This is a genomic window from Streptomyces sp. MZ04 (assembly GCF_004684775.1).
Taxonomy (GTDB): domain Bacteria; phylum Actinomycetota; class Actinomycetes; order Streptomycetales; family Streptomycetaceae; genus Streptomyces.
In genome coordinates this window covers 36,728-61,536 of sequence record NZ_SRIC01000006.1, presented here as the reverse complement: position 1 = coordinate 61,536, position 24,809 = coordinate 36,728, and the positions used below count along the sequence as shown (strand labels likewise).

Genomic DNA, 24,809 nt, shown 5'->3' with positions numbered 1-24,809 from the left:
TCCCCCTGCCCTGGGTGAAGTTGCTTCATCCTTGGTGTGCATTCTCGCGCGGAAGCACCGCGCCGCGATGCTCGTTGCACCCCACCGGCAGCCCGTCGGCCGGAACTGGCCACGCGTGGTGAGCCAGGAGGGCCATACTCACCAAGGTCATGAGCAGACCAGTTGAAGGTCTCGACTGCGGTCCGGCTGGCGCCAGGCTCGCCTTGGGTGGAAATGGACGATCTCACCCCGGTCCGAGTAAAGAGCCCGACCGGTGCCGCATCGGGGCGGGGCCTCGGAAAGGTCCGGCCAACTCGCCCATTGCCATGTGCGCCTCGGCGCGGCGACCTCGCCCGGTGACATGCCGTGCAGGTAGTCCGCCTCGATCAGACTGACCCCGCCGAGCTCCCCCGCCTCAACCGCCCGCGTCGCCTTCAAACGGGTCCGAGGAACCAGCCCGCGCGCCCGGCGCGAAGATGGCGCGGCGACCACCAGCGCCCGTACGCCTCAAACCCCCGAGACCCCAAACCCCTGACACCTCAAGCCCCATCCCCCGCCACCGCCGTCCGCTCGTCGAACAGGACCCGCACCGCGACCTCGCGGTAGTGGCGTACGTGTCGCAGGGCACGGTCGGCGGCCAGGTCGATGTCCCGGGCCGCGATGGCTTCGTAGAGGGCCTGGTGTTCCTCCCACACCGTGGCCGGGTCGTCGACCTGCTGGAAGAGCCAGCGCATCCGGCCTTCCAGGGGTTGCAGGGTGTCGGCGAGGATGGCGTTGCCGGCGATCTCCACGATGTGGTGGTGGAAGGACGTGTTGGCGCGGGAGATGCGATCGGGCCTGCCGGTCCGGGTCGCCTTCTCGGCACTGTCCAACAAGCGCCGCAGGGCATCGAGTTGGGGCTTCTCCGCGCGTTCCGTGGCCCGGCGCACGGCCAGCACCTCCAGCGCTTCGCGGAGGTCGAAGAGGTCCAGTACGTCCTGGAACGAGAGCTGCTTGACCACGATCTTGCGGGGCGAGGCGGCCTCCAGGAAGCCCTCGCTGAGCAGGACGCGGATCGCCTCGCGGACCGGGATGCGCGAGACGTTGAACTCCTCGGCGACATCCCGTTCCAACAGCCGGTCACCCGGGCGTAGTTGCCCGGAGATGATCCGGTCGCGGATGCCCTCGCAGACCTGGTCACGGAGCCAGCCGCCCGTCTCTCCGGAGCCTGTCTGTGCCATGTTCCCTCCCCGTCAATTCCACTTACGGTATACCAACGCCTTGACGCGAGGCAGCCGCATCCGCATTCTTTGGTATGCCATAGCGCCGAACGCGCAGGCCACTCGCTTGTCCATCTGTCCGCCGGGCCGCCACCGCGGCCTTGCGCAGCATGCCCTTCCGCAGCTCGTCCCCCTGCCGAACAAAGGGTCTGACATGTCGCCGACCAACCCGGCCAGCGTCTCCGACGCGGCCACCGATCCCCCCAGAACCACCGAGGCCGCTCCCACCCGCACCCGCTGGAAGGTGTTCCTGCTCCTGCTCGGCGTGGTCGCGCTCAACTACATCGACCGCGGCTCCGTCTCCGTCGCGCTGCCGCTGATCACCGAGGATCTGAACCTGTCCAAGGAGGTCACCGGCTTTGTCCTCAGCGCGTTCTTCTGGACGTACGCGCTGATGCAGATCCCCAGCGGGTGGCTCATCGACCGGTTCGGGCCGCGCCGGATGGCCGGCGGCGCCTGTATCGGCTGGGGCGTCGCGACCGGACTCACCGCGGGAGCCACGGGTGTCGGTTCGCTGCTCGCGGCGCGGCTCGCGCTCGGCACGGTCGAGGCGCCGGTGATGCCGGCCGGTGGCAAGCTCAACGCGAACTGGCTGCCGGCGAAGGAACGGGGGCGCGGCGCGGTCCTGATGGACGGCGGTGCCCCGCTCGGCTCGGCGCTCGGCGGCGTCGCCATCTCCGGGCTCATCGCCTGGACCGGGAGCTGGCGGATCAGCTTCATCGTGGCCGGTGCGGTGACCGTTGCCGTCGGCGTCTTCGCCCTGCGGTTCCTGCGTGACACACCGCGCGAGCACCCGGGTGTCAATGACGCGGAGGCCACGCACATCGAGCAGGCGCACGCGGCCGAGGATGCCGAGGTGCCCGGCGGGGACCGGCCCGCCAAGCTCCGCTCGTACCTCCGGTACCGCTCGTTCTGGGGCATGTGCCTGGGCTGGATGGGCTTCAACGGTGTCTTCTACGGCCTGCTCACCTGGGGCCCGTTGTACCTCTCGGAGACCAAGGGCTTCGACATCAAGTCGATCGGCTGGTCCACGCTCGTCATCTTCGGTGCCGGGTTCGTCGGTGAGCTGATCGGCGGCTGGCTCGCCGACCACTGGCGGGCCCGGGGCGCCGGTGCCAACAAGGTGCTGCGAACCATGATGGGGATCGCGGGTGCGGCCGTGATGGCGGGTCTGCTGGGTGTGGTCCTGGTGCCGGACGCGATGACCGCGGTCGCCCTGCTCTCCGGCGTCCTGTTCTTCCTGCGGTGGGCGGGCCTGTTCTGGGCGTTGCCGTCCACGCTCGGCGGCCGGGCCAACGCCGGCGTCGTCGGCGCCGCCATGAACCTGTCCGGGAACATCGCCGGGATCGTCACGCCCATCGCGGTCGGATTCATCGTCGGCGGCACCGGTTCGTACACCTGGGCGCTGCTCTACTTCGTCGGCGCGGGTGCCCTGTTCACCGTTTCGTCCCTGGTCATCGACTATTCGAGGAGGCTCGTCGTCCGATGAGCGATCACCGTCCGCTGAGCGATCACCGACCGCTGCGCGTGGGGATGCTCACGCCGTCGTCCAACACCTGTCTGGAGCCCGTCACGTACGGGTTGCTCCGGGGCGCGGCCGGATCGGTCACCGCGCATTTCGCTCGGGTGCCGGTCACCCGGATCGGCCTGGACGCGGGCAGCGACGCCCAGTTCGACCGGGAGCCGATGCTGGCGGCGGCCCGGCAGCTCGCCGACGCCAAGGTCGACGTACTCGTCTGGAACGGCACCTCGGGCTCCTGGCTCGGCGTGGAGCGTGACCGGGAGCTGGCCGCGGCGCTGACCGAGGCGACCGGCATCCCGGCGACGACGTCCACGCTCGCGCTGCTCGACGCCTGCGCCGCGTACGGGGTGCGACGGCTCGGGCTCGCGCTGCCGTACACCCGCGATGTCGGCGAGGCGATCGTGGCGACGTACGCGAAGGAAGGTCTGGAGTGTGTGCTCGCCGAGCCGTTCGGCGAGGACGACAACGAGGCGTTCGCGCGGATCCCGGCCGCGGACGTGGCCCGCCAGATCGAGGCTGCCGCGACGGACGGGGCACAGGCCGTCGCCGTCGTATGCACCAATGTGTACGGTGCGTTCGAGGCCGAGCGGCTCGAACAGGCCCTGGACATCCCGGTGTTCGACTCCGTGACGGCCACGCTGTGGCGGGCGCTCGATCTGTCGGGTGCCGCTCCCTCGCGGGACAGGTACGGCACGCTGTTGCGTGACGGCAGCCTGCGCGCGCACATCCAGTCCGTGCTCGCCGATGTGCTCGAGGCGACCGGCGCGGACCGTACGACGTTCCGCGTCGACCTGCCCGCGCACGGCCTGCACGTCGATCTGACCGCGGGCGAGGCGCTGCGCGAGGGCGTGCGGTCGATCCGCAGGGACGCCTCGCTCGACCAGCGCCGCCTGAACACCGTCGAGTGGCTGGAGGCAGAGCGCCGGCCCCTGGTCCAGCCCCACTTCCACGCCGCCCCGCACCCGCCGCAGGCGCTGATGGACGTGTACGGCGTGCAGGCCCAGATGCTGTCGCCCGTGGTGACAGGCGGCGCGCTCACGGGGTGGATCTCGGTGCACAGCATGCGGGAGCGCGAGTGGACGGCCGCGGACCAGTGGGCGCTGTCCGTCGCGACGGCAGACCTCACGGCCCGCATCTCGCGGCCCTAGACCTAGATCCCCCTAGAGCCCTCTCGAGCCCCCCTTTCAACTCCCGTCCCTCCTCTTCTTTCTTCAAGGAGCACTTCACTCATGCCCAAAGACATTCAGATAGCACTCGGTGTCGATGTGGACGCGGTCGCCGGCTGGCTCGGCAGTTACGGCGGAGAGGACTCCCCCAACGACATCCAGCGCGGTGTCTTCGCGGGCGAGATCGGCACCCCGCGCCTGCTCAAGCTGTTCGAGCGGTACGGGATCCGTACGAGCTGGTTCATTCCCGGCCACTCCATCGAGACGTTCCCCGAGCAGACCAGCATGGTCGTCGAGGCGGGCCACGAGGTCGGCGCGCACGGCTACTCGCACGAGAACCCGATCGCGATGACGCCGCAGCAGGAGGAGGACGTACTCGCCAAGTCGGTAGAGCTGATCGAGGAGTTCACCGGCCGCAAGCCCAAGGGGTACGTCGCCCCGTGGTGGGAGATGTCGGAGTCGACGGCGGCACTGCTGCACAAGTACGGCTTCTCCTACGACCACTCGCAGAACTACCGGGACTTCACCCCGTTCTACGCCCGCGTCGGCGACTCCTGGACAAAGATCGACTACTCGGCCGAAGCCAAGGACTGGATGAAGCCGCTGATCCACGGCAACGAAGTGGACCTGGTGGAGTTCTGCGGCAACTGGTACGTCGACGACCTGCCGCCCATGATGTTCAACAAGCACAGCCACAACAGCCACGGCTATGTCTCGCCGCGCGCCCTCGAACAGGACTGGAAGGACCAATTCGACTGGGTGCACAGGGAGTTGGACTACGCCGTCATCCCGGTGACGCTGCACCCGGACGTGTCGGGGCGCCCCCAGGTGCTGCTGATGCTGGAGCGCTTCATCGAGTACGTCTCCGGGCACGAGGGCGTATCGTTCGTAACCCTGGAGGACGCGGCCGACGACTTCCGTCGACGCTTCCCCTTCGATGGCCCCGAGCGCCCTGCCGATATGCGGTGACCCAGGCCGGCCGGCGCGCCGCATGAAGGAGATGGCGTGATCACCCGCGGGCGATCACGCCATCGCTTTGCGGGCGCGGGTATTCAGCGAGGGCCTCAGCGGGCCGGGTGTCGCGCTCGTCTTCGGCGTACAGGGTGGAGCCGAAGTTGTCGTCGATCTCGATGGACGCGGCGGCAGGCGGGCGTCCACGCGTTCGAGCGGTTGATCGGCGAGCTCACCGGCGACGAGGTCGAGGCGCTGGTGGCGGCCCTTCCGGCGCTGAAGCATCTGGCAGAGATCGAAAGCCAGGACCGCGAAGGGCCGAAGCAGTGACCGGGCAGCCGGTCGGCGGGGTCGCGGTGAAGGCGTTCCCGGTGGCGCGTCCCGAGGCGCGGCTGCTGGTCCCCGCCCTGATGTTCATCGCTCTGGTCGTGGCGGCGGTCGCCAGCCTCGGGACGCCGCTCATCACCAGCGTGGCGACCTCGTTCCACGTCTCGCTCGGCAGCGCGCAGTGGACGCTGACCGTCGCGCTGCTCAGCGGCGCCGTCGCCACGCCGGTCCTGGGCCGGCTCGGAGCCGGCCCGCACCGGCGGGCCACGATCCTCGCCACGCTGGCGGTCGTCGTCGCCGGCAGCGCGCTCACCGTGCTGCCGCTGCCGTTCGCGTGGCTGCTGGCCGGCAGGGCGGCCCAGGGCGTCGGGCTCGGGCTGACGGCGCTGATGATGGGCGTGGCCCGGGACCACCTCCCCGAGGAGCGCGGCGCGGCCGTGATCGCCCTGATCTCGGTGGTCTCGATCATCGGGGCCGGCGTCGGCTACCCGCTGGCCGCACTGCTCGCCGAGCTCGGCGGGGTACGGGCCGCCTACGGCCTCGGCCTGGTCGTCACCGCCGCCGCCCTCCTGACCGCGTGGCGCTCCATGCCCGAAGCCCCCGAAGGCCGCTCCGCCCACGTGGACGTGGCAGGCGCGGTCGTCCTGGCCGCTGCGCTGCTCCTGGTGCTGTTCCTCGCCGGCGAACGGAATCTGTGGAGCCGGCACCTCGCCGTGGCGGCGGGCCTCGCCGTCGTCGCGGTGGTGCTGCTCTGCGTCTGGGCCGTCATCGAGCTGCGCGGCACGACGCCCCTGGTCGATGTGCGGGCGGTGCGGCACCCGGCGGTCGCCGGGGCGAACCTCGCCATGTTCGTCGGCGGGATCGGCATGTACCTCCTGCTCACGCTCATCACCCGGTACGCGCAGACGCCGCACGGCGCCGGCTACGGCTTCGGGCTGACGACCTTCGTCGCCGGGCTGGTCCTCATCCCGTTCTCGGTGCTGGGGTTCGTCGCCGGCAAGCTCACGCCGCGGGTCCGGACGCGGATCGCCGACCCCCTGCTCCTGGCCGGCAGCGCCGTCGTGGTCGGCGGCGGGTTCGCCCTGTTCGCGGCGGCCCGGTCGGACCTGGCCGAACTGTTCGCGGCGATGGGCGTGCTCGGCTTCGGCGTCGGCGGCTTCTCGGCCGCGATGCCCGGCGTCATCCTGGCCGTCACCCCCAAGAGCGAGACGTCGAGCGCCATGAGCTTCAACTACGTCGTCCGCAGCGTCGGATACTCCCTGGGCAGCGCCATCGGCGGCCTGATCCTCGCCGCGGGCACCGGCCCCGGCCACCTCTTCCCCGACGACAGCGCCTACACCACCGCGGCGCTGGTCGGCATCGGCGCCATGGCGATCACGACGCTGACGAGCCTCGCTCTCGCCCGCCGACGCTCGTCCGAGACCAACCCGTACGTCAGATGCACTCATCCCAACACTGGAGATTCCATGCCCAAGGGCTACTGGGTCAGCGTCTACCGCACCATTTCAGACCCCGAGAAGCTGGCTGCTTACAACAAGCTGGCCGCTCCGGCCGTCCAGGCCGGGGGCGGTCGAACCTTCGTCCGTGGCGGTCGGGTCGTGGCGCATGACGCCGGAATCGCCGAGCGCACCGTCCTGGTCGAGTTCGACAGCTTCGAGCAGGCCGTCGCGGCGCACGAGAGTGCGGCCTACCAGGAGGCGCTGGTCGCCCTCTCCGACGGCGTCGAGCGCGACTTCCGCATCGTCGAAGGCATCGACTGACCGAGGTCCAGTCGGATCTTCACCGAAGATCCACCAGCTTGGTTTTCGCTGGTGCGGCTGCTGGTGTGGCGGGGTTCGTGGGTGCGCGTGCTGGTCGTGGGCGGCTGTCTTCGGTCTTGATCGTCTGTCAGCGGTCGAGTTCGAGGTTCGTCAGGACGAGCAGGGTGCGGAGCAGGTCGGTGGCGCGGGCGGGGCTCGTGCGGAGTTTGGTGAGGATGCGCCAGGTCTTCAGGTGCGCGAAGCCGTGCTCGACGGGGGCGCGGCCGGCGGCGATGATCCGGGTGGCGGTCTTCTGGCCGGTGGTGAGCTTGCGGGCGCGGGTGGCCTTGTAGCCGGTGGCGACGACTTGGTTGTCGCAGTCCTTGTCGAGGCCGAGGAAGCCCAGGTCGGCCAGGGCGCCGAGGCCGGCGGCTTTCAGGTGCTCGACGATGTGGTCGTGGCGGGCGGCTGTGATGTCGTGGGTGCGCCCGGGCCTCGGTCCGGGCATCGAGGTGCCGGTGCTGATCGGGCTCGTCCATGTCGCCCTTGCCGCACGCCGCTTCTTCTCTCAAACCGCCCCGGTGACCGGCCAGTCGGCTGCCCTCGAAGAAGGAACCGCTCGTGTGTGAAACCGTCTCCGGCAAGCCGTCCGTGCTGTTCGTGTGCGTGCACAACGCCGGACGCTCCCAGATGGCCGCCGCCTTCCTCACGCACCTGTCCGCCGGCCGGGTGGAGGTCCGTTCGGCCGGGTCCGCCCCGGCCGAGACCGTGAACCCGGCGGTCATCAAGGCGATGGCCGAGGCCGGGATCGATCTGTCCGCCGAGGTGCCCAAGGTGCTGACCATCGAGGCGGTCCAGGCGTCCGACGTGGTGATCACGATGGGGTGCGGGGATGCCTGCCCGGTCTTCCCGGGCAAGCAGTATCGGGACTGGAAGCTCGACGACCCGGCTGGTCAGGGCGTCCAGGCGGTCCGCTCGATCCGGGACGAGATCGAGGCGCGCGTCCGCACTCTGCTCGCCGATCTCCTTCCCGTGCAGTGACGCCTCGCCGGTACGTCAGCTGCAGGAGCCGATGCTCTGGCCGCCGCGGGGAACAGCAGCGAGGCGGGCCCCAGTTGGCGTGCCGCTAGCGGCCTGAGGACTGCGCTGCCGGATGATCTCTTCGTGCTGGGACGGCGATGCGGGACAGCGCGAGGATCTCGAACTCGCTCAGTTTCTCGATCGCCTCGCTCTGACGAGCCGCACGTTCCCGCAGGGCGTCGATCTCGGCTTTCAGACGGGCGATCTGGGCATCCCGGGGGTCCGGGATGATGCCCGCCTCGTGCAGTGCCGTCAGGCGGCGTACGAAGTCCTCGGCAAGATGCCGGTACGGGCCCTCCCGCACAGTGCCGTTGGGGTTCTTCTTCGAGTAGAACCCGGTGCGGTTGATCCCGGCCTCCGCGGCCAGCGTCTTGAGGTCGCAGCGTCCGCCGGGCGGAAGCGCGCCGCGCAGGAGGCGGTCCATGGCGGCCCGGATCGCTTCCTCGTTGCGCCGGCGTTCGCTGCTACTGATCTGTCCCCTGCATCTCTCCGTGGTCCGCGGCGTCGATCCCGGCGACGATGCGTTCGGCGCGCTCGGCCTCGACGACCAGCCGGCCTCGCTCGGTCTTCTGGCCGCGTCCGATCTTGCTGATGAAGGCCCGGCTGGTGGCTGCCGAGCTCGCCCATACCTCGCGGTGGCAGGAGTGATGGGTGGCCTGCGGGCAGCGGGCCGAGTCGCACATCCCGGCCAGCGGCCGGTCTCGCTCGGCGCCGCGGGCGAGGGTGAGACACAGGGCCTTGCCCGGGTCGAGGAACCAGACCCCTGATCTCCTGGAACATCCAGGGGTAGATCATTTCGCCGGTGAGGAGGAGAGGGTCCGCGTCCTCGGCGAACTCGGGAAAGCCGGCGAGCGAGCGGGACGCCGCCCAGGCGCTCGGGGAGGCCCCTTGCCCGTACAGCGACTCCTGCATGACGGCGAACAGCGGGTTGTCGGCGAAGCCGGTCAGGGCCTCGACCTGGTGGAGGAAGGTGTCCGTCAACTCGCCGTCCGCGTCCAGGGATTCGTCGAGCAGCCAGTGGATCCGCTCGAACCCGTCGCCCATGCCGAGCGCGAGGCCGAGGGCACGCAGACGGCCGATCGTGAGGCGGTCCCCGCCGGGCAGCCGGATGTCGTCGGCCGCGAGGAGGTCGGCGATCTCGCGGAGGCGTGGGGCGTCGTGCGGGTAGCGGGCGTAGAAGTCGAGGACCCGCTCCCGCACCCGCGGGTAGGTGCGGGCGTACAAGTCGTCGGCGGTCGCGGTGAGACCGGGCAGGCCGCCGGTGACGTAGCAGGCCCGCAGGCCCTCCGGGGCGTGCGAGAGGTAGGTCAGGGTGATGAAGCCGCCATAGCTCTGGCCGAGCGTCTCCCAGGGTTCCCCGCCGCACAGTTGACGGCGTATCAGTTCCGCGTCGGCCACGATCGCGTCGGCGCGGAAGTGGGTGAGATGCTCGGCCAGTTGGGCGGCGGAGGCGAACCGGGCGGCCGTGCGCGCGGTGACCGGCGTGGAGCGGCCGGTGCCGCGCTGGTCGAGGAGCAACACCCGGTGTGTCTTGAGCGCCTGGGGCAGCCAGCCCGGTGAACCGGCCGAAGGGCGTGGCGCCTTGCCGCCGGGACCGCCCTGCAGATAGAGCAGCCAGGGCAGTTGTTCACCGCCGCGGGCCGGGTCGACGACCTCGCGCGCAAACACCTCGATGGTCGGGCCGTGCGGGACCGAGTGGTCCAGTGGGACGGTGAAGCGGTGGTCGGTGGTGGCGTACGCCGGGTTCATCGGTCCCTTTCACAGCGGGGCACGTAATGGTGTGTGACATTGCATACGCCAGCGTGGCTGGGCCACCCTCTTCCGGGGAGCCCCCACCTGGGCATAGCACCAAGTAATGGGGGGTCCGTCCCCCTTCAGGGCCTCAGGGCCTCAGGCGGAACGCTTCCGGGTGCGCCCCGCCGCCGAGTTGGCCTCAGCCGAGGAGGAACTGGCGCTGCTGGCCCACAGGGAGCGGACATGGCCCAGGTGCTTGGACATGCACTTCTCCGCCGCCTTCGCGTCGCCCGCGAGCATCAGGTCGAGGAGCTCCAGGTGCTCCTCGGCCGAGGGGATCAGCTCGCCGCTCTCGTCCAGGGTGGAGAGCCCGTACAGGCGGGAGCGCTTGCGCAGGTCGCCGACCGTCTCGACCAGGCGGTCGTTGCCCGAGAGGGCGAGGAGCGAGAGGTGGAACTGCCGGTCGGCGTCCAGGTAACCGATGAGGTCGTGGTCCCGCGCCGCCCGGACGATTTCCTCGGCGACCGGGCGCAGCGCCTCCAGCTCCTCGCGCGCGGCACTGCGGGTGATCCGGCCGATCATGGGGACCTCGATCAAGGCACGGATCTCCGTGTACTGGTCGAGGTCACGCTCATTGACCTCGGTGACCCGAAATCCCTTGTTGCGGACGGGCTCGACCAGTCCCTCGCGGGCCAGGTCGAGCATCGCCTCGCGTACGGGCGTCGCCGAGATGCCGAAGTCCTCTGCGAGCGTGGGCGCCGAGTACACCACGCCCGGACGCAGCTCACCGGAGATCAGAGCGGCCCGCAGCGCGTGGGCCACCTGGTCACGCAGCCGCTCCCGGGTGGCGTTGAGGTCGTGGTGCTTCAGGTGCCTCATGCGGCGACGGTCCCTTCGATCTGGTACAGACCACCACCATACAATGTCACGTTGCTCCCGCCGGCGACAGGGTGTAGGTCCGGCTCGAGGTGTAGAACTCCAGCGCGGCCCGGCCCTGTTCGCGCGGCCCGTGGCTGGACGCCTTGGCTCCGCCGAACGGCAAGTGGAAGTCGACACCGGTGGATGGGGCGTTGACCCGGATCATTCCGGTGTCGAGCCGATCGAGTCCGCTCAGTGCCGTGTTCAGGTCGGCGGTGTGGACAGAGGTGACCAGTCCGTACGGCACGAAGTTGGTGATCCGCACCGCGTGGGCCAGGTCGTCGGCGGGCAGCAGGGCCGCGATGGGGCCGAAGACCTCTTCGCGCAGCAGCCGGTGGCCCGCCGGGACCTTCTCGACCAGGGTCGGGGCCGCGTACCAGCCGGGTCTGTCGGGCACGGTGCCGCCCGCCAGCGCGCACAGGCCGTGCCCGGCGTCGCCCACCTGGCCTCGGGCGTGCTCGTTGATGAGCGGCCCGCACACGGTCGCCGCGTCGGTCGGGTCGCCCACCGTAACGGCCCGCAGCGCTTCGGCGAGTGCTTCACGCAGCGGCTCAAGGGCCGCGCCGACCGCGATGACGCGGCTGGTGGCGGTGCACTTCTGGCCCGCGTACCCGGCGATGGAGGCGGCGATGTGGGCCGCGGCCTGCCCGATGTCGGCGTCCGCGAGGACGATCGCCGCGTTCAGGCCGCCCATCTCGGCCTGGACCGGCACGCCGCGGGCCGTTGCGGCGCGGGCGACGGCCTGGCCGACGGTGGTCGAGCCCGTGAAGGAGACCACGTCGGCGGCGGAGACGAGCGCGTTGCCCTCCGTCGCCCCGCCCGGCAGGACGGTGAACACCCCTGCGGGGATGGCCTGTTGGACGATCTCGGCCAGGCGCTGCGCACACGCCGTGGCCTCGGGTGCGGGCTTGAGGACGACCGTGTTGCCCGCCGCGAGCGCCGGGGCGGCCTTCCAGCTCGGAATGGCGAAGGGGAAGTTCCAGGGCGTGATCAGACCGGCCACGCCGTGCGGGCGGCGGCGGGAGAACAGCAGTCCGGGTCCCGCGGCGGTCTCGTGGACCGCACCGACGGGTTCGTACGGGGCCTGGGCGTAGTACCGCCAGATCGCGGCGGTGCGCGCGACTTCGGCGCGGGCTTCGGTGAGCGGCTTGCCCACCTCGCGGACGGCGAGAGCGGCCAGCTCGGTGCGTGCGGCGTCGATGCCATCGGCGACCGCGCCGAGAGCGGCCGAGCGGGCTGCGGCCCCGCCGAGCAGCCAGCCCGGCTGAGCGGCGCGGGCCCGCTCCACGGTGTCGACCGTCTCGAAGGCGCCGGGCGCCGGGATCCGCAGAAGTACGTCGGACGGATCGGCCGGGTTGTGTGAGGTGATGACAGGTCCGACGGCGGTCACAGGAGAAATCCTCCGGGGAAGGGGTCGTCCGGGTCCAGGAAGTACTGGGCGGTGCCGGTGATCCAGGCACGTCCGGTGACGGTCGGCACGACGGCGGGCACGCCGCGGTCCACGGTGGTCTCGTCGGTCAGCCGGCCGATGAAGCGGGTGCCGATGAAGGACTCGTTGACGAAGTCCTGGTTCAGGGGCAGTTGGCCGCGGGCGTGCAGCTGCGCCATCCGGGCCGAGGTGCCCGTGCCGCACGGGGAGCGGTCGAACCAGCCGGGGTGGACCACCATCGCGTGGCGTGAGCGGTTCGCGTCGGAGCCGGGGGCGGCCAGGTAGACGTGCTTGACTCCGGCGATCTCAGAACGCTCGGGGTGTACGGGCCGCTGCGTCGAGGCGTTGATCGCGTCCATGACGGCAAGCCCGGCGGCCCGCAGGTCGTCCTTGCGCTCGCGGTCGAACGGCAGCCCCAGGGCGTCGAGTTCGACGAAGGCGATGAAGTTCCCGCCGAACGCGAGGTCGTAGGTGACCGTGCCGTACCCGGGCACCGCGATCTTGCTGTCCAGGGCGGCACAGAACGCCGGTACGTTGGTGAACGTGACCGCCGTGGCCGCGCCGTCCGACACCTGGACCTCGACGGTCACGAGTCCGGCCGGGGTGTCGAGCCGGACCGTGGTGACCGGTTCCGTGACAGGCACCATGCCCGTCTCGACCAGGACGGTGGCGACCCCGATGGTGCCGTGCCCGCACATCGGGAGCAGTCCGGAGACCTCGATGTAGAGGACTCCGTAGTCGGCGTCGGGACGAGTGGGCGGTTGGAGGATCGCGCCGCTCATCGCGGCGTGGCCGCGCGGCTCGTACATCAGGAGCGTCCGGAGGCCGTCCATGTGCTCGATGAAGTGCAGCCGCCGCTCGGCCATGGTGGCACCGGGGATGACCCCGACACCACCGGTGATCACGCGCGTGGGCATGCCCTCGGTGTGCGAGTCGACTGCGTGGAAGACGTGGCGGGTACGCACGGGCTTCCTTTCGGTCAGTGGGTGGTGTGGTCGGTGGGCGTGTGGTCAGCGGGCGTGTGGTCAGTGGGCGTGTGGTCAGCGGTGGCCGTCGGCGACGGCCTTCTCGGTGGCGGCGCGCACCCCCTCTTCGATCTCCCCGGTGAGCGGGAAGCGCGGCGGCCGTGTGGGGCCGCCCCGCCGCCCGACGATGTCCATGGACAGCTTGATCGACTGCACGAACTCCGTCTTGGAGTCCCAGCGCAGCAAGGAGTGCAGGGACTTGTAGAGCGGGACGGCCGTGGCCAGGTCTCCGGAGACGGCGCAGTGGTACAGCTCCGCGCAGCTGGCGGGGAACGCGTTGGGGTAGCCGGCGATCCAGCCGACTGCACCGGCGACGGCCAGTTCGAGCAGGACATCGTCGGCGCCGATCAACAGGTCGAGCTCCGGGGCGAGTTCGGCGAGCTCGTACGCCCTGCGGACGTCACCGGTGAACTCCTTCACCGCCACGACGCTGCCGTCCTGGTGCAGCCGGGCAAGGAGGTCCGGCGTGAGGTCCACCTTGGTGTCAATGGGGTTGTTGTACGCGACGACCGGCACCCCGGCGCGGGCGACCTCGGCGTAGTGGGCGCGTACGGCCGGCTCGTCGGCGCGGTAGGCGTTCGGGGGCAACAGGAGCACCGAGCCGCAGCCCGCCTCGCCCGCGTGTTCCGCCCAGCGCCGGGCCTCGCCGCTGCCGTAGGCGGCGACGCCGGGCATGACCCGCGCCCCGTCGCCCGCGGCCTCGACGGCGGTCCGCACCACGCGGGCCCGTTCCTCGTCGGTGAGGGTCTGATACTCGCCGAGCGAGCCGTTCGGCACGACACCGTCGCAGCCGTTGTCGAGCAGCCAGCGGACGTGCTCGGCATAGGCGTCGTGGTCGACGGACAGGTCGTCGCGCAGGGGCAGCGTGGTGGCGACCATGATGCCGCGCCAAGGACGGGTGCTGTTCCAGGTGTTGGTGGTCATGTCAGAGAGACCTCTCTTGAGAATGTGACATTTCACTTACGTTGTGGGGGGGGGCCGGGGACCTAGCCGACTTAGACGAGACCTAGGCGACCTAAGCGACCTAAGCGACCTAAGAAAGGTCCCGTGGCTCGTCCACGACAGGGGCGTCGAGCGCGGCGAGTGCCGCCAGCGGGACAGGCGTGGCGAACGGGCGGCGCTCCAGCGGGGGTTCGGCGGTCCCGCCGCGGGACGCCAGGCACGCCACTGCCGCACCGCACATCCTCCCCTGGCACCAGCCCATACCGGCGCGGGTGAGCAGTTTGACGGTGCGGGCGTCCCGAGCCCCGAGGTCCTCGACCGCTTCGTGGATCCGGCCGGCGGTGACCTCCTCGCAGCGGCACACGTCGGTGTCGTCCGTGAGCCACTGTGGCCAGCCGGAACCGGGCGCGTGAACGGTGGCCATCGCGTCGGCGAAGGCGCGCATCCGCCCCCTGCGGCGCTTCAGTTCCCGCACCCGGCCGCCGTGGACGGGGCGGCCGAGGACCTGGGCGGCGATTGCGATGCCAGCCAACTCACCTTCCGTACGGGCTAGTTGAGCTCCCCCCACTCCCCCGGTCTCGCCCGCCGCCCACAGACCGGGCACCGAAGTCCCCTGAAGGCCGTCGAGAGCCAGGGTTCTGGTGCCGTCGGGCAGGGGGCGGGTGGCGCAGCCGAGCGTCGTCGCCAGTTCGATCTGGGGGACGAGGCCGTGTCCGACGGCCAGCGCGTCGCACTCGATCCGGCGCCCCGTCCCCCGTACGGGGCGCCAGTCGCGGTCGAGGCGGGTGACGGTGACGGCCTCCACGCGGTCGGTGCCGTGCACCTCGGTGACGGCACTGCGCAGCCTCACCGGAACCCGGCGCCGCAGCAGCGCGGCGCCGTGGGTCAGGGCCTCAACTGCCTTGTGCGGGTTGGTGAACAGCGCCCGGGGGTGCCTGGCGTACCGCAGATAGCCAGACGCCTCGACGACGGCGGGCACCTTCGCGCCCGCGGCCAGCGAGGAGGCGACCGCGAGCAGCAGGGGGCCGCTGCCCGCCACGACGACCTGCCGTCCGGGCAGCACCAGGCCGGACTTGAGCATGGCCTGCGCTCCCCCGGCACCGACGACGCCGGGCAACGTCCACCCTGGGAAGGGGAGTTGACGCTCATAAGCGCCGGTCGCCAGGAGGACGGCTCGGGCCCGTACACGTACGGGACGCTCGCCGTCGCCGTCAGCCCCGGTGACAGCATGCGCCGCCCAGACACCGCCCGCCCCTTCGTCCTTGGTCACGCCCCACACGTGATGTCCGGGAAGGTGCCTCACCTCGCTCTCCGCAAGCCGTCGGCGCAGATCGGTGTAGGCGGACCAGTCGTGGTGCAGGGCCTCGGGGCGGACGGCACCCACCGTCGGTGCCGGATGCCGGTAGAACTGCCCGCCGGTGTGCGTGGAGGTGTCCAACAGAGATACCGACAGGCCGAGTTCAGCGGCAGCAACGGCTCCGGCGAGACCGGCAGAGCCCGCGCCGATCACCGCGAGGTCGTACGGTTCAAACGCTTCGTACGACTCGTACGACTCGTACGATTCAGACGGCGTTACCGGCACGGCCGTGTCCTTCCTGAGTGGTGATGGCGTCCCCCGGCCGGGCCGGAACGAGGCAGGCCCGCCGGTTGGGCTCTCCATTGATGGTGGCGAGGCAGTCGTAGCACTGCCCGATCCCGCAGAACGCGCCCCGCGGGCGCCCGCCGTTCCGCGTGGTGCGCCAGGCCAGGATTCCGGCCCCCCACAACGCGGCGGCGACGGACTGACCAGGCAGGGCGGTCACGGCACGGCCGTCGAAGGTGATGGGGAGCGGTGGTTCGGGCGATGCGCCGACCAGGTCGGCGGGGGTACGGGCCATGGGCCCCTCTCCTCTCATGGCGGGTGGACTCTCGTCGCGGGTGGACTGTCGTCGCCGGTGGACTGTCGTCGCGGGTGGACTCAGGCGGTCGACGCGAAGCGTTCCGGCCTGAACGGGGTGATGTCGAGCGGCGGTTCGCCGCCGGCCAGGGACCGTGCGACGGCAAGGCCGGTGGCAGGAGCGAGCCCGATCCCCGCGCCCTCGTGGCCGCAGGCGTGCAGCAGGCCGGGGACGCGCGGGTCGGGGCCGATGGCGGGCAGGTGGTCCGGCAGGTACGGACGGAAGCCTGCGTACGTGCGCATCGCCCGCACCCCGGAAAGGACCGGGAACAGGGTGGTGGCCTGGGCCGCCAGACGACGCAGCACCTCGACCGAGAGCGTCCGGTCGAAGCCGACCCGTTCCCGGCTGGCGCCGATGAGGACGGGACCCGCCCCAGTGCCCTCCACCACGGCCGAACTCTGCAGCGCGGCGGAGCCGCTGGCCACATCGGCGACGTAGTCGGCCGCGTACACCTTGCGGCGCACCACGCGCGGCAGCGGCTCGGTGACCAGGACAAAGCCCCGCCGTGGCCGCACCGGCAGTTCCACCCCCGCAAGGCGGGCGACCTCGCCGCCCCAGGTCCCGGCGGCGTTGACCACGTACGGAGCGTGGTGTTCCGCGGCCGCCGTCCGCACTCCCCTGATCTCACCGGCCGCCCCCGTGAGCAGGCCGGTGACCTCCTCGCCCAGGCGCAGACGGATCCGGTCGCCACCCGCGCGCAGCAGATGCGCGGCGGCGAGCGCGGGCATGACCTGCGCGTCCTGGGGGTAGTGGAAGCCGCCCGCCAGGCCGTCGGCGAGGTGAGGCTCCAGGTCGTGCAGGTGGTCGGCCCCGACCTCGTCCGCCGTCACGCCCGCCTTCCGCTGCCGGGCCGCGAAGTCCCGCAGCGCGCCCATCCCCACCTCGTCGGAGGCGACGACAAGGCCGCCCTTGGACTCGTACTCGATCTCCGGCGGGAGCTCGTCGGCGAGCTCCCGCCACAACTGGGCGGAGAGCAAGGCCAGTTCGAGCTCGGGTCCCGGCTCCTTGTCGGAGAGCAGGAGGTTGCCCTCGCCGGCCCCCGTCGTACCGCCCGCCACGGGGCCGCGGTCGAGCACGGTGACGCGGAGGCCGGACCGGGCGGCGTAATAGGCGCAGGCCGCGCCCATCACGCCCGCCCCGACGACGATGACGTCTGCGGTGTTCCTTGTCAGCACGTCAGTAATATTTCACATTGCACTGTATCTGCCAAGGGTGGCGATCAACGAGCCCCATCGATCCCGCAGTTGAAGGATCAAACGCAGCAGCCCACTTGGGAACGGGTGGGTAACGAAGTAGCTCACACCTTGTCAGTGCAATTTCACATTACTATGTTACGGGTCACATTCCAGCCAGCTCTCCAACTCTGGCTGCTCGACTCCTCCGGAGTGACCACTCATGGACAAGCGCACCTGTACCGCCCTCGCCGTCACACTGGCGGCGGCCCTCATCCTCGGCACGGCCGGCTGCTCCGGCGGAGAGAAGACGGGCGGCGCCCGCGGCAAGAACCTCGCAACGGCCAACAACGGCAAGGTGATCGGGGGGACTCCGCAGAAGGGCGGCACCCTCACCGTCCTGTCGAACACGGACTTCACGCACCTCGACCCGGCCCGCAACTGGGTCATGAGCGACATGAACTTCGGGACCCGGCTGCTCTACCGCACCCTGGTGTCGTACAAGGCAGCCCCCGGAACCGCGGGCGGCGAGCTCACCCCCGACCTCGCGACCGACCTCGGCACCTCCTCCAACGGCGCCAAGACCTGGACCTTCCACCTCAAGGCAGGGGTCAAGTACGAGGACGGAACGCCGATCACCGCGCAGGACGTCAAGTACAACGTCGAGCGGTCCTTCTCCCCCGACCTGCCCGGCGGCGCCGACTACGCCGCCCGCTACCTCAAGGGCGCCAAGGGCTACCAGGGCCCCGCCGACGGCAAGCACCTGGACTCCATCAGGACGCCGGACGACAGGACGATCGTCTTCGAACTGCGCAAGCCCTTCGCCGAGTTCCCCAACGTGACGGTGATGCCCACCTTCGCTCCGGTACCGAAGGCGAAGGACAACGGGCCTCGCTACGACAACCGCCCTTTCTCCTCGGGCCCGTACAAGATCCAGACGTATCAGCGCAACAAGAAGATCGTCCTGGTCCGCAACCCGCACTGGGACCCCAAGACCGACCCGATACGCAAGGCGTACCCGGACAAGCTGGTCATGGTGATGGGGCTGCGTCCCAATCAGATCGACGACCGGATGATCGCCAGCCAGGGCGCGGACGCCTCCACCGTCCCGTGGTACGCGCTGCGGCCGGAGAGCGGGGTGAAGGTGCTGCCCAAGGCCGATGTCCGCAAGCGGCTGCTCGCCGAGTCGACCAACTGCACCGACATGGTGCAGATGCACACCGGACGGGCACCGTTCACCGACGTGAAGGTCCGTCAGGCCGTTCAGTACGCCCTCGACAGGGACGCCGTGACCACCTCATCCGGCGGCCCCGCCTTCAATGCCCCCTCCACCGCCTACATGCCCGCCGCCCTCTTCGACGGCAAGCAGCCCGACACCCTGAAGATCCCCGTCAGCGGCAATGTGGACAAGGCGAAGCAGCTGCTCAAGGAGGCCGGAAAGCCTGATGGCTTCAGCACCAAGATGACGGTCTCCAACGGCGACAAGGGACGGGCGGAGGCGATCCAGCAGTCGCTCGCCAAGGCCGGCATCAAGGTCACCATCGAGACGGTCGACCCGTCCGCGTTCTACGCCACCATCGGCGACACCAAGAACCGCACGGACCTCGTCTACACCGGCTGGTGCCCCGACTACCCGTCCGGCTCCACCTTCCTGCCCTTCGTCTTCGACGGCCGCTTCATCAAGGAGAAGGGGAACACCGGCAACCACTCCCTCTTCCGCGACAAGGCGACCATGAAGCGGATGGACGAGATCGCCGCCATGACCGATTCCAGGAAGACCGTCAAGGCCTGGCAGGCGCTGGACGGCGAGATCCTCGCCAAGGCTCCGACCGTGCCCGTACTGGTCCGGCGCTGGCCGCTGGTGGTGGGGACCAACATCGCGGGCGCGTACGGGCAGACCTCCTTCGGCGGTCAGCTCGACTACGCCTCGGTCGGTCTCAAGGACCCCGCCAAGAGCGAAGGTTGAGGAACGCCGCCCCCATGACCACTACCTCCGCATCCGCCGCATCCGCACCGGCCGCCGAGGCCGCTTCGGCGGGCAGCGGCCCCTGGCGGATCGCCCGCCGGGAGCTCGGCCGCCGTGTCTCCGTGCGCGTCTCCCTCGTCGTGATTGCGCTCTTCGCGATCATGGCGGTGGCCGCACCACTGCTCAGCGAGCTGGCCGGCTGGTCCCCCGAGGAGTTCGACAAGGACGCCGTCGACCCCTATCTCGGCGGGCAGCCGATCGGCTCGCTCGGCGGCATCTCCGCCGAGCACTGGCTCGGCGTCGAACCCGTCACAGGGCGCGACCTGTTCGCCCGGGTCGTGCACGGCGGCCAGGTGTCCCTGCTCATCGCCGTCACTGCCACCGCCATCGTCGTGGTCGCCGGCACGGCGGCCGGGATCGCCGCCGGCTACTTCGGCGGGCGCACCGACACGGTGCTCTCCCGCCTGATGGACCTGACGATGTCCTTCCCCTCCCTCATCTTCATGATCGCGATGATGTCCGTGGCCCGGGATGTGAACCGGGTCGTGCTGATGATCACCGTCATCGGGGTCTTCGGCTGGCCCGGCATCGCCCGTGTGGTGCGCGGTCAGACGCTCTCGCTCAAGCACCGCGAGTACGTCGACGCCGCCCGCGTCGGCGGTTCAGGATCCTGGCGCATCCTCACCCGTGACATCCTCCCGGGCGTCGCCGGGCCGGTCATCGCGTACACCACCCTCATCATCCCCGGCATGATCGCCACCGAGGCGGCCCTGAGCTATCTGGGCGTCGGCGTCCGCCCGCCCACCCCCTCCTGGGGCCAGATGATCGCCGAGAGCGTCGCCTTCTACGACACCGACCCCATGTACTTCGTCATCCCCAGCATCTGTCTCTTCCTCACCGTGCTCGCCTTCACGCTGCTCGGCGACGCGCTGCGGGACGTGCTCGACCCGAGGGGGAGCCGCACATGACCGTCTACATCGGGCGACGACTGCTCGCGGTGATCGGTGTGCTGATCGCCGTCGCCGCCGTCACCTTCACGATCTTCTACGTCCTGCCGTCCGACCCGGCGGCCGCCGCCTGCGGCAAGTCGTGCAGCACCGAACGCCTGGCGGCGATCCGCGAGCACATGGGCCTTGACCAGCCCCTGTGGCGGCAGTTCGCGGACTTCGTCACCGGCATCTTCACGGGCCGCACCATGGGCACAGGACAGTACGCACTGCACTGCGACTTCCCGTGCCTGGGCTACTCGTACGAGAACAGCGAAGGTGTGTGGGACCTGCTGATGGACCGGCTTCCGGTCTCCGCATCACTCGCGCTCGGCGCCGCAGTGCTGTGGCTGTGCATCGGGCTGACCGCGGGCGTCACCGCCGCCCTGCACAAGGACACCCTCACCGACCGCGCCCTGATGGTCGGCGCGGTCGCCGCCGCGTCCCTGCCCGTCTACTTCACCTCGATGATGCTCATCTACGGGCTGATCCGCACGGCCGGGCTCCTGCCCTACCCGAAGTACGTGGAGCTGACCTCCGACCCGCTCCACTGGGCCTCGAACCTACTGCTCCCCTGGCTGGCCCTGGCCATCCTGTACGCGGCCATGTACGCGCGCCAGAGCCGCAGTTCGATGATCGAGACGATGGCGGAGCCGTACATCCGCACCGCCCGCGCCAAGGGTCTTCCGCGCCGCAAGGTCGTGGTCAAGCACGGGCTGAGGGCCGGGATGACGCCCATCCTCACCCTCTTCGGGATGGACCTGGGCGGGCTACTCGCGGGCGCGGTGATCACCGAGTCCATCTTCGGGCTTCCCGGCATCGGGCGGCTCTTCTACGGTGCGCTGTCCAGCGGCGACCAGCCGGTCATCCTCGGCGTCACCCTGCTCGCCGCCACCTTCATCGTCGTCGCCAACCTGGCGGTCGATCTGCTGTACGCCGTCGTCGATCCGCGAGTGAGGTACTGATGAGCGCTTCCCGAGCCGCGCCTTCCGCGTCGGACCAACCCATGCTCTCCGTACGGGACTTGACGGTCACCTTCCGCACCCCGCGCGGTGTGGTTCGGGCCGTGGACAGCCTCGGTTTCGAGGTGCGGCGAGGCGAGACCCTCGGCATCGTCGGCGAGTCGGGATCGGGCAAGTCCGTCACTTCCATGGCGGTGATGGGCCTGCACACCGGCGCCGAAGTCACCGGCTCGGTCGCACTCGACGGCCAGGAGCTGGTCGGCCGGTCCGAGCGCGAACTGAACCGGCTGCGCGGCCGGCGGATGGCCATGGTCTTCCAGGACCCGCTCTCCAGCCTGCACCCCTTCTACACGGTGGGCGAGCAGATCGCCGAACACCACCGGGTGCACTTCGGCAGTCGGCGAAAGACCGCACGGGAGCGGGCCGTTGACGCCCTGGCCGAGGTCGGCATCCCCGAGCCGCGCCGCCGCGCGGGCGAGTACCCGCACCAGTTCTCCGGCGGCATGCGGCAGCGCGTGATGATCGCCATGGCGCTGGTCTGCGAGCCGGAGCTGCTCATCGCCGACGAGCCGACCACAGCCCTCGACGTCACGGTCCAGGCCCAGATCCTGGAGCTGATCGCCCGGCTGCAGCAGGAACGGGGGCTCGCGGTCGTCTTGATCACGCACGATCTCGGCGTGGTGGCCCGGGTCGCCCACGAGGTCCTGGTGATGTATGGCGGCCGGGCCGTCGAACAGGCCGACGCGGACACCCTGTTCGCGACACCGGCCCACCCCTACACCCGCGGACTGCTCGACTCCCTGCCCCGCCTCGACGACAGCGACGAAGCGCCGCTGCGGACGATTCCCGGCAGCCCGCCGTCCCTGCTCACCCCGGCCGTCGGATGCGCGTTCGCGCCCCGCTGCCCCCAGCTCGTCGGCGTCCCCGCCGGGGCGCGCTCCCGCTGCGAGACGCAACTCCCGCTCCTCGAAGGACCGGCCGGACATCCGGCCGCCTGCCATTTCCCCGCGGACGAAGGCGTCGCCTCATGAGCCTCATGGAATCCACCGAACCTCTCCTTTCCGTACGGGACTTGACGATGACGTTCCCCGGGAGGCGGCGCTCCGCCCCGGTCCGGGCCGTCGACGGCATCACCTTCGATGTGGCGGCAGGCGAGACGCTGGGCCTCGTCGGAGAGTCCGGCTGTGGCAAGTCCACCACCGGCCGTATGATCGTCCGGCTCCTGGAACCCACCGCGGGCTCCCTCACGTACGACGGGCGCGACATCAGCCACCTGTCACAGCGCGAGCTGAAGCCGCTCCGCACAGACCTCCAGATGGTCTTCCAGGACCCGCACTCCTCCCTCAACCCCCGCCAGACGGTGGCCCGGATCATCTCCGATCCGCTGCTCGTTCAGGGCAGTTCGGCGGCGGACGCCCGCAGGCGCGCAGTGGAGTTGATGGAGTTGGTGGGGCTCATCCCCGAGCACATCGACCGCTATCCGCACGAATTCTCCGGTGGCCAGGCCCAGCGCATCGGCATCGCCCGCGCCCTGGCCACCGGGCCCCGGCTCGTCATCGCCGACGAGCCGGTCTCCGCCCTCGACGTCTCCGTCCAGGCCCAGATCGTCAACCTGATGGAACGGCTGCAGCGCGAACTCGGCCTCGCCTATCTCTTCATCGCCCACGACCTGTCCGTGGTCAAGCGGGTCTGCGACCGGGTCGCCGTGATGTACCTGGGCCGCATCGTCGAGATCGGCGAGAAGGAACGGGTGTACGCGGCTCCCGCCCACCCGTACACCCGGGCCCTGCTGTCCGCCGTCCCGCTGCCGGACCCGGCGGCCGAGCGGGCCCGCGAGCGGATCACCCTGCTCGGTGATCCCCCGAGCCCGGCCGCTCCCCCGCCCGGCTGCACCTTCCACCCACGGTGCGCCAAGGCGCAGGAGATCTGCCGCACCGAGGCGCCGACACTGCGGACCACGGCACCGGGCACGGCGCGGCAGGTGGCGTGCCACTTTCCCGAGGCGGCCTGAACACGGCAGCGGCTGAACACGGCTGTGCCCCGGCTCCTCGGCGGCGGATTCCAGGAGCCGGGGCACAACTGCGTCCGGGACGCTACGACTTGGCGATCACGACTTGGTGATCCGCACGGTCTCGCCGTACCCGTCGGCGCTCAGCACCTCGATCCGGACGCCCGCGGCGGAGTCGGTGAACGACTCACCGGCCCAGTACGGGGCGTCGTCCAACGGTCGGTGCCGCCCCTCCCTGGCCTTCTCGGACCAGCCGCGTACCAAACGGTGTCCTGGAGGGGGAGGTCAGCCCGCGGATTTCACCGGTTCCAGCTGAATGCTGAAATGGCGCAGGATCGGTGACTGCCCCACGATGCGATAGCCGTGTACCGAGCTGGGATCCTTGGCTATGTCTGCCAGGGTCTGGGCGACGTGGTCGTAGTGGCTGCGGGTGTAGACGCGGCGCGGGAGTGCCAGCCTCACCAGTTCGTAAGGCGCGCTCTTGACGGGGTTTCCCTGGTCGTCCTCCTCGCCGAGGTAGAGGGATCCCAGCTCTGCGGAGCGGATGCCCCCACGCAGATAGAGCTCGCAGACCAGTGCGGTGCCGGGGTACTGATGAGGCGGTATGTGGGGCAGGAGGCGCCCGGCGTTGAGGTAGAGGGCATGCAGGCCCGCGGGTTCGACGATGTCGACGCCGACGGCGCGGATGCGCTCGGCGAGGTAGTTGGCTGCCTCGGCGCGCTCCGCCAGATAGGTCGGCTCGGTGACCTCGAGGAGGCCCTGGGCCATCATGTCGAGGTCACGGCCGGCCAGACCGCCGTAGGTGGAGAAGCCTTCGGTGGCGATGAGCAGCCCATTGCACTTCTCGGCGAGTTCGGGGTCCTTGAGACCGATGAAGCCGCCGATGTGGACGATGCCGTCCTTTTTGGCGCTCATGATGCATCCGTCCGCCAGCCCGAAGGCCTCTTCGGAGACCTGGCGGGGGGTGCGGTCCTGGTATCCGGGTTCGCGGCGGGTCACCAGCCAGGCGTTCTCCGCGAAGCGCGCGGCGTCCAGAATCATGGGGACGTTGTGGCGGCGGCACAGTTCTGCCGTTTGGCGCAGGTTCTCCATGGAGACCGGCTGCCCGCCACCACCGTTGTTGGTGATGGTCATCACCACGGCCGAGACGGGGGACTCCTGTGCGCTCTCGAGCGCCTGCTGAAGAGCGGACAGGTCGATGTTGCCCTTGAAGGGATAATCGCTGTCGAGGTCCGCGGCCTCGGCGCAGGGCAGGTCACGTGCCTGGCAGCCGGTCAGTTCCACGTTGGCGCGAGTGGTGTCGAAGTGAGTGTTCGACAGGACGGTGCTGCCGGGTTCGAGGAGCGCGGCGAACAGAATGCGTTCCGCCGCCCTTCCTTGATGGGTCGGCAGGATGTGCGGATATCCGGTGAGTTCGCTGACGACGGCGTGCCAGCGGTAGAACGAGCGGGATCCGGCGTAGGACTCGTCAGCGTTCATACCGGCGGCCAGTTGGGCTGCGGAGAGCGCGCCTGTTCCCGAGTCACTCAGCAGATCGATGGTGACCTCGTCGGCACGCAGGTCGAAGGGGTTGTAGGCGACCCGCTTGAGGGCCTCCTCGCGCTGCGCGCGAGTCGTGATGGCGAGGGGCTCGACAACCTTGATGCGGTAGGGCTCCACTGGCGTTCTTCCTTTTGCTCTACGTGTGCTTGGTACGTGGCTTGTGAT

The 24,809-nt window shown here is 70.2% G+C and carries 22 protein-coding genes and 4 pseudogenes; 12 read left to right on the top strand and 14 right to left on the bottom strand.

The annotated features are described in order from the left end of the window. Positions 1-25: 25 nt before the first annotated feature. Positions 26-342, bottom strand: a pseudogene (locus tag E2651_RS45010) (luciferase family protein). 176 nt (positions 343-518) lie between these two features. Next, positions 519-1,199 (bottom strand): GntR family transcriptional regulator, encoded by a 681-nt coding sequence (locus E2651_RS03005; RefSeq protein WP_135329377.1) that lies wholly within the window; start codon positions 1,197-1,199, stop codon positions 519-521. A 193-nt stretch (positions 1,200-1,392) separates the two neighbouring features. On the opposite strand from E2651_RS03005, the gene E2651_RS03000 reads away from it, so the two are divergent. The 5 genes and pseudogenes from E2651_RS03000 to E2651_RS02975 all read left to right on the top strand — a co-directional run bounded on the left by E2651_RS03000 (position 1,393) and on the right by E2651_RS02975 (position 6,964). Continuing rightward, positions 1,393-2,727: an MFS transporter gene (locus E2651_RS03000; RefSeq protein ID WP_135329376.1), complete on the top strand. Its 1,335-nt coding sequence runs from the start codon at positions 1,393-1,395 to the stop codon at positions 2,725-2,727. Beyond that, on the top strand, positions 2,724-3,908 hold the full coding sequence (locus E2651_RS02995; RefSeq protein ID WP_135329375.1) for a GAF domain-containing protein: 1,185 nt from the start codon (positions 2,724-2,726) through the stop codon (positions 3,906-3,908). The genes E2651_RS03000 and E2651_RS02995 overlap by 4 nt, the downstream gene beginning before the upstream one ends. Positions 3,909-3,989: 81 nt before the next feature. Then, positions 3,990-4,895, top strand: coding sequence for a polysaccharide deacetylase (locus tag E2651_RS02990; RefSeq protein WP_135329374.1), 906 nt, complete (start codon positions 3,990-3,992; stop codon positions 4,893-4,895). A 165-nt stretch (positions 4,896-5,060) separates the two neighbouring features. Then, positions 5,061-5,207, top strand: a pseudogene (locus tag E2651_RS46085) (MarR family transcriptional regulator); the annotation flags it as partial. Further along, positions 5,204-6,964, top strand: a complete 1,761-nt coding sequence (locus tag E2651_RS02975) for an MFS transporter (protein ID WP_135329373.1) — start codon at positions 5,204-5,206, stop codon at positions 6,962-6,964. The pseudogene E2651_RS46085 and the gene E2651_RS02975, both read left to right, overlap by 4 nt. Positions 6,965-7,091: 127 nt before the next feature. On the opposite strand, the gene E2651_RS02970 is transcribed toward E2651_RS02975, so the two are convergent. After that, positions 7,092-7,451, bottom strand: coding sequence for a transposase family protein (locus E2651_RS02970; RefSeq protein WP_209446049.1), 360 nt, complete (start codon positions 7,449-7,451; stop codon positions 7,092-7,094). Here E2651_RS02970 and E2651_RS45005 point away from each other — a divergent pair. Both E2651_RS45005 and E2651_RS02960 read left to right on the top strand, forming a co-directional pair. Then, positions 7,441-7,572 (top strand): annotated as a pseudogene (locus E2651_RS45005) (arsenical-resistance protein); the annotation flags it as partial. The gene E2651_RS02970 and the pseudogene E2651_RS45005 overlap by 11 nt on opposite strands. Then, entirely contained in the window at positions 7,565-7,984 is a 420-nt protein-coding gene (locus E2651_RS02960) for an arsenate reductase ArsC (protein ID WP_280922756.1), read from the top strand. The pseudogene E2651_RS45005 and the gene E2651_RS02960, both read left to right, overlap by 8 nt. A gap of 85 nt (positions 7,985-8,069) precedes the next feature. Here the strand turns inward: E2651_RS02960 and E2651_RS02955 are convergent, their stop codons facing one another. The 10 genes and pseudogenes from E2651_RS02955 to E2651_RS02915 all read right to left on the bottom strand — a co-directional run bounded on the left by E2651_RS02955 (position 8,070) and on the right by E2651_RS02915 (position 17,183). Further along, the gene (locus E2651_RS02955; protein ID WP_245238533.1) at positions 8,070-8,447 is read right to left on the bottom strand and encodes a hypothetical protein; all 378 of its coding nucleotides are present in this window, start codon (positions 8,445-8,447) and stop codon (positions 8,070-8,072) included. A gap of 40 nt (positions 8,448-8,487) precedes the next feature. Further along, positions 8,488-8,706 carry a hypothetical protein gene (locus tag E2651_RS43650; protein WP_167828671.1) on the bottom strand — a complete coding sequence of 73 codons (219 nt, stop codon included), beginning with the start codon at positions 8,704-8,706 and terminating at the stop codon, positions 8,488-8,490. 73 nt (positions 8,707-8,779) lie between these two features. Next, positions 8,780-9,772, bottom strand: a pseudogene (locus tag E2651_RS02950) (alpha/beta fold hydrolase); the annotation flags it as partial. A 141-nt stretch (positions 9,773-9,913) separates the two neighbouring features. After that, a complete protein-coding gene (locus tag E2651_RS02945) occupies positions 9,914-10,636 on the bottom strand; it encodes a GntR family transcriptional regulator (protein ID WP_135329372.1) in 723 nt (240 codons plus the stop codon). A 46-nt stretch (positions 10,637-10,682) separates the two neighbouring features. Next, the gene (locus E2651_RS02940) at positions 10,683-12,065 is read right to left on the bottom strand and encodes an aldehyde dehydrogenase family protein (protein WP_135329371.1); all 1,383 of its coding nucleotides are present in this window, start codon (positions 12,063-12,065) and stop codon (positions 10,683-10,685) included. After that, on the bottom strand, positions 12,062-13,069 hold the full coding sequence (locus E2651_RS02935) for a proline racemase family protein (protein ID WP_135329370.1): 1,008 nt from the start codon (positions 13,067-13,069) through the stop codon (positions 12,062-12,064). Before E2651_RS02935 ends, E2651_RS02940 begins: the two co-directional genes overlap by 4 nt. 75 nt (positions 13,070-13,144) lie before the next feature. Then, on the bottom strand, positions 13,145-14,053 hold the full coding sequence (locus E2651_RS02930) for a dihydrodipicolinate synthase family protein (RefSeq protein ID WP_135329369.1): 909 nt from the start codon (positions 14,051-14,053) through the stop codon (positions 13,145-13,147). Between the two features lie 109 nt (positions 14,054-14,162). Further along, the gene (locus E2651_RS02925; protein WP_245238530.1) at positions 14,163-15,653 is read right to left on the bottom strand and encodes an NAD(P)/FAD-dependent oxidoreductase; all 1,491 of its coding nucleotides are present in this window, start codon (positions 15,651-15,653) and stop codon (positions 14,163-14,165) included. Continuing rightward, positions 15,634-15,948, bottom strand: coding sequence for a (2Fe-2S)-binding protein (locus tag E2651_RS02920; protein ID WP_135329367.1), 315 nt, complete (start codon positions 15,946-15,948; stop codon positions 15,634-15,636). The genes E2651_RS02925 and E2651_RS02920 overlap by 20 nt, the downstream gene beginning before the upstream one ends. 80 nt (positions 15,949-16,028) lie before the next feature. Further along, the gene (locus E2651_RS02915) at positions 16,029-17,183 is read right to left on the bottom strand and encodes an FAD-binding oxidoreductase (RefSeq protein WP_135329366.1); all 1,155 of its coding nucleotides are present in this window, start codon (positions 17,181-17,183) and stop codon (positions 16,029-16,031) included. A 220-nt stretch (positions 17,184-17,403) separates the two neighbouring features. On the opposite strand from E2651_RS02915, the gene E2651_RS02910 reads away from it, so the two are divergent. The 5 genes from E2651_RS02910 to E2651_RS02890 are packed head-to-tail and all read left to right on the top strand — an operon-like array spanning position 17,404 to position 23,105. Further along, a complete protein-coding gene (locus E2651_RS02910) occupies positions 17,404-19,146 on the top strand; it encodes an ABC transporter substrate-binding protein (protein WP_135329365.1) in 1,743 nt (580 codons plus the stop codon). Between the two features lie 14 nt (positions 19,147-19,160). Further along, positions 19,161-20,114 carry an ABC transporter permease gene (locus tag E2651_RS02905; protein ID WP_135329364.1) on the top strand — a complete coding sequence of 318 codons (954 nt, stop codon included), beginning with the start codon at positions 19,161-19,163 and terminating at the stop codon, positions 20,112-20,114. After that, positions 20,111-21,097 carry an ABC transporter permease gene (locus E2651_RS02900; RefSeq protein ID WP_135329363.1) on the top strand — a complete coding sequence of 329 codons (987 nt, stop codon included), beginning with the start codon at positions 20,111-20,113 and terminating at the stop codon, positions 21,095-21,097. The genes E2651_RS02905 and E2651_RS02900 overlap by 4 nt, the downstream gene beginning before the upstream one ends. Beyond that, the gene (locus E2651_RS02895) at positions 21,097-22,125 is read left to right on the top strand and encodes an ABC transporter ATP-binding protein (protein WP_135329362.1); all 1,029 of its coding nucleotides are present in this window, start codon (positions 21,097-21,099) and stop codon (positions 22,123-22,125) included. Before E2651_RS02900 ends, E2651_RS02895 begins: the two co-directional genes overlap by 1 nt. After that, positions 22,122-23,105 (top strand): oligopeptide/dipeptide ABC transporter ATP-binding protein, encoded by a 984-nt coding sequence (locus E2651_RS02890; RefSeq protein ID WP_135329361.1) that lies wholly within the window; start codon positions 22,122-22,124, stop codon positions 23,103-23,105. The genes E2651_RS02895 and E2651_RS02890 overlap by 4 nt, the downstream gene beginning before the upstream one ends. 282 nt (positions 23,106-23,387) lie before the next feature. On the opposite strand, the gene E2651_RS02880 is transcribed toward E2651_RS02890, so the two are convergent. Further along, complete coding sequence (locus E2651_RS02880) at positions 23,388-24,761, bottom strand: tryptophanase (protein ID WP_135329360.1); 1,374 nt, start codon at positions 24,759-24,761, stop codon at positions 23,388-23,390. Positions 24,762-24,809 lie beyond the last annotated feature (48 nt).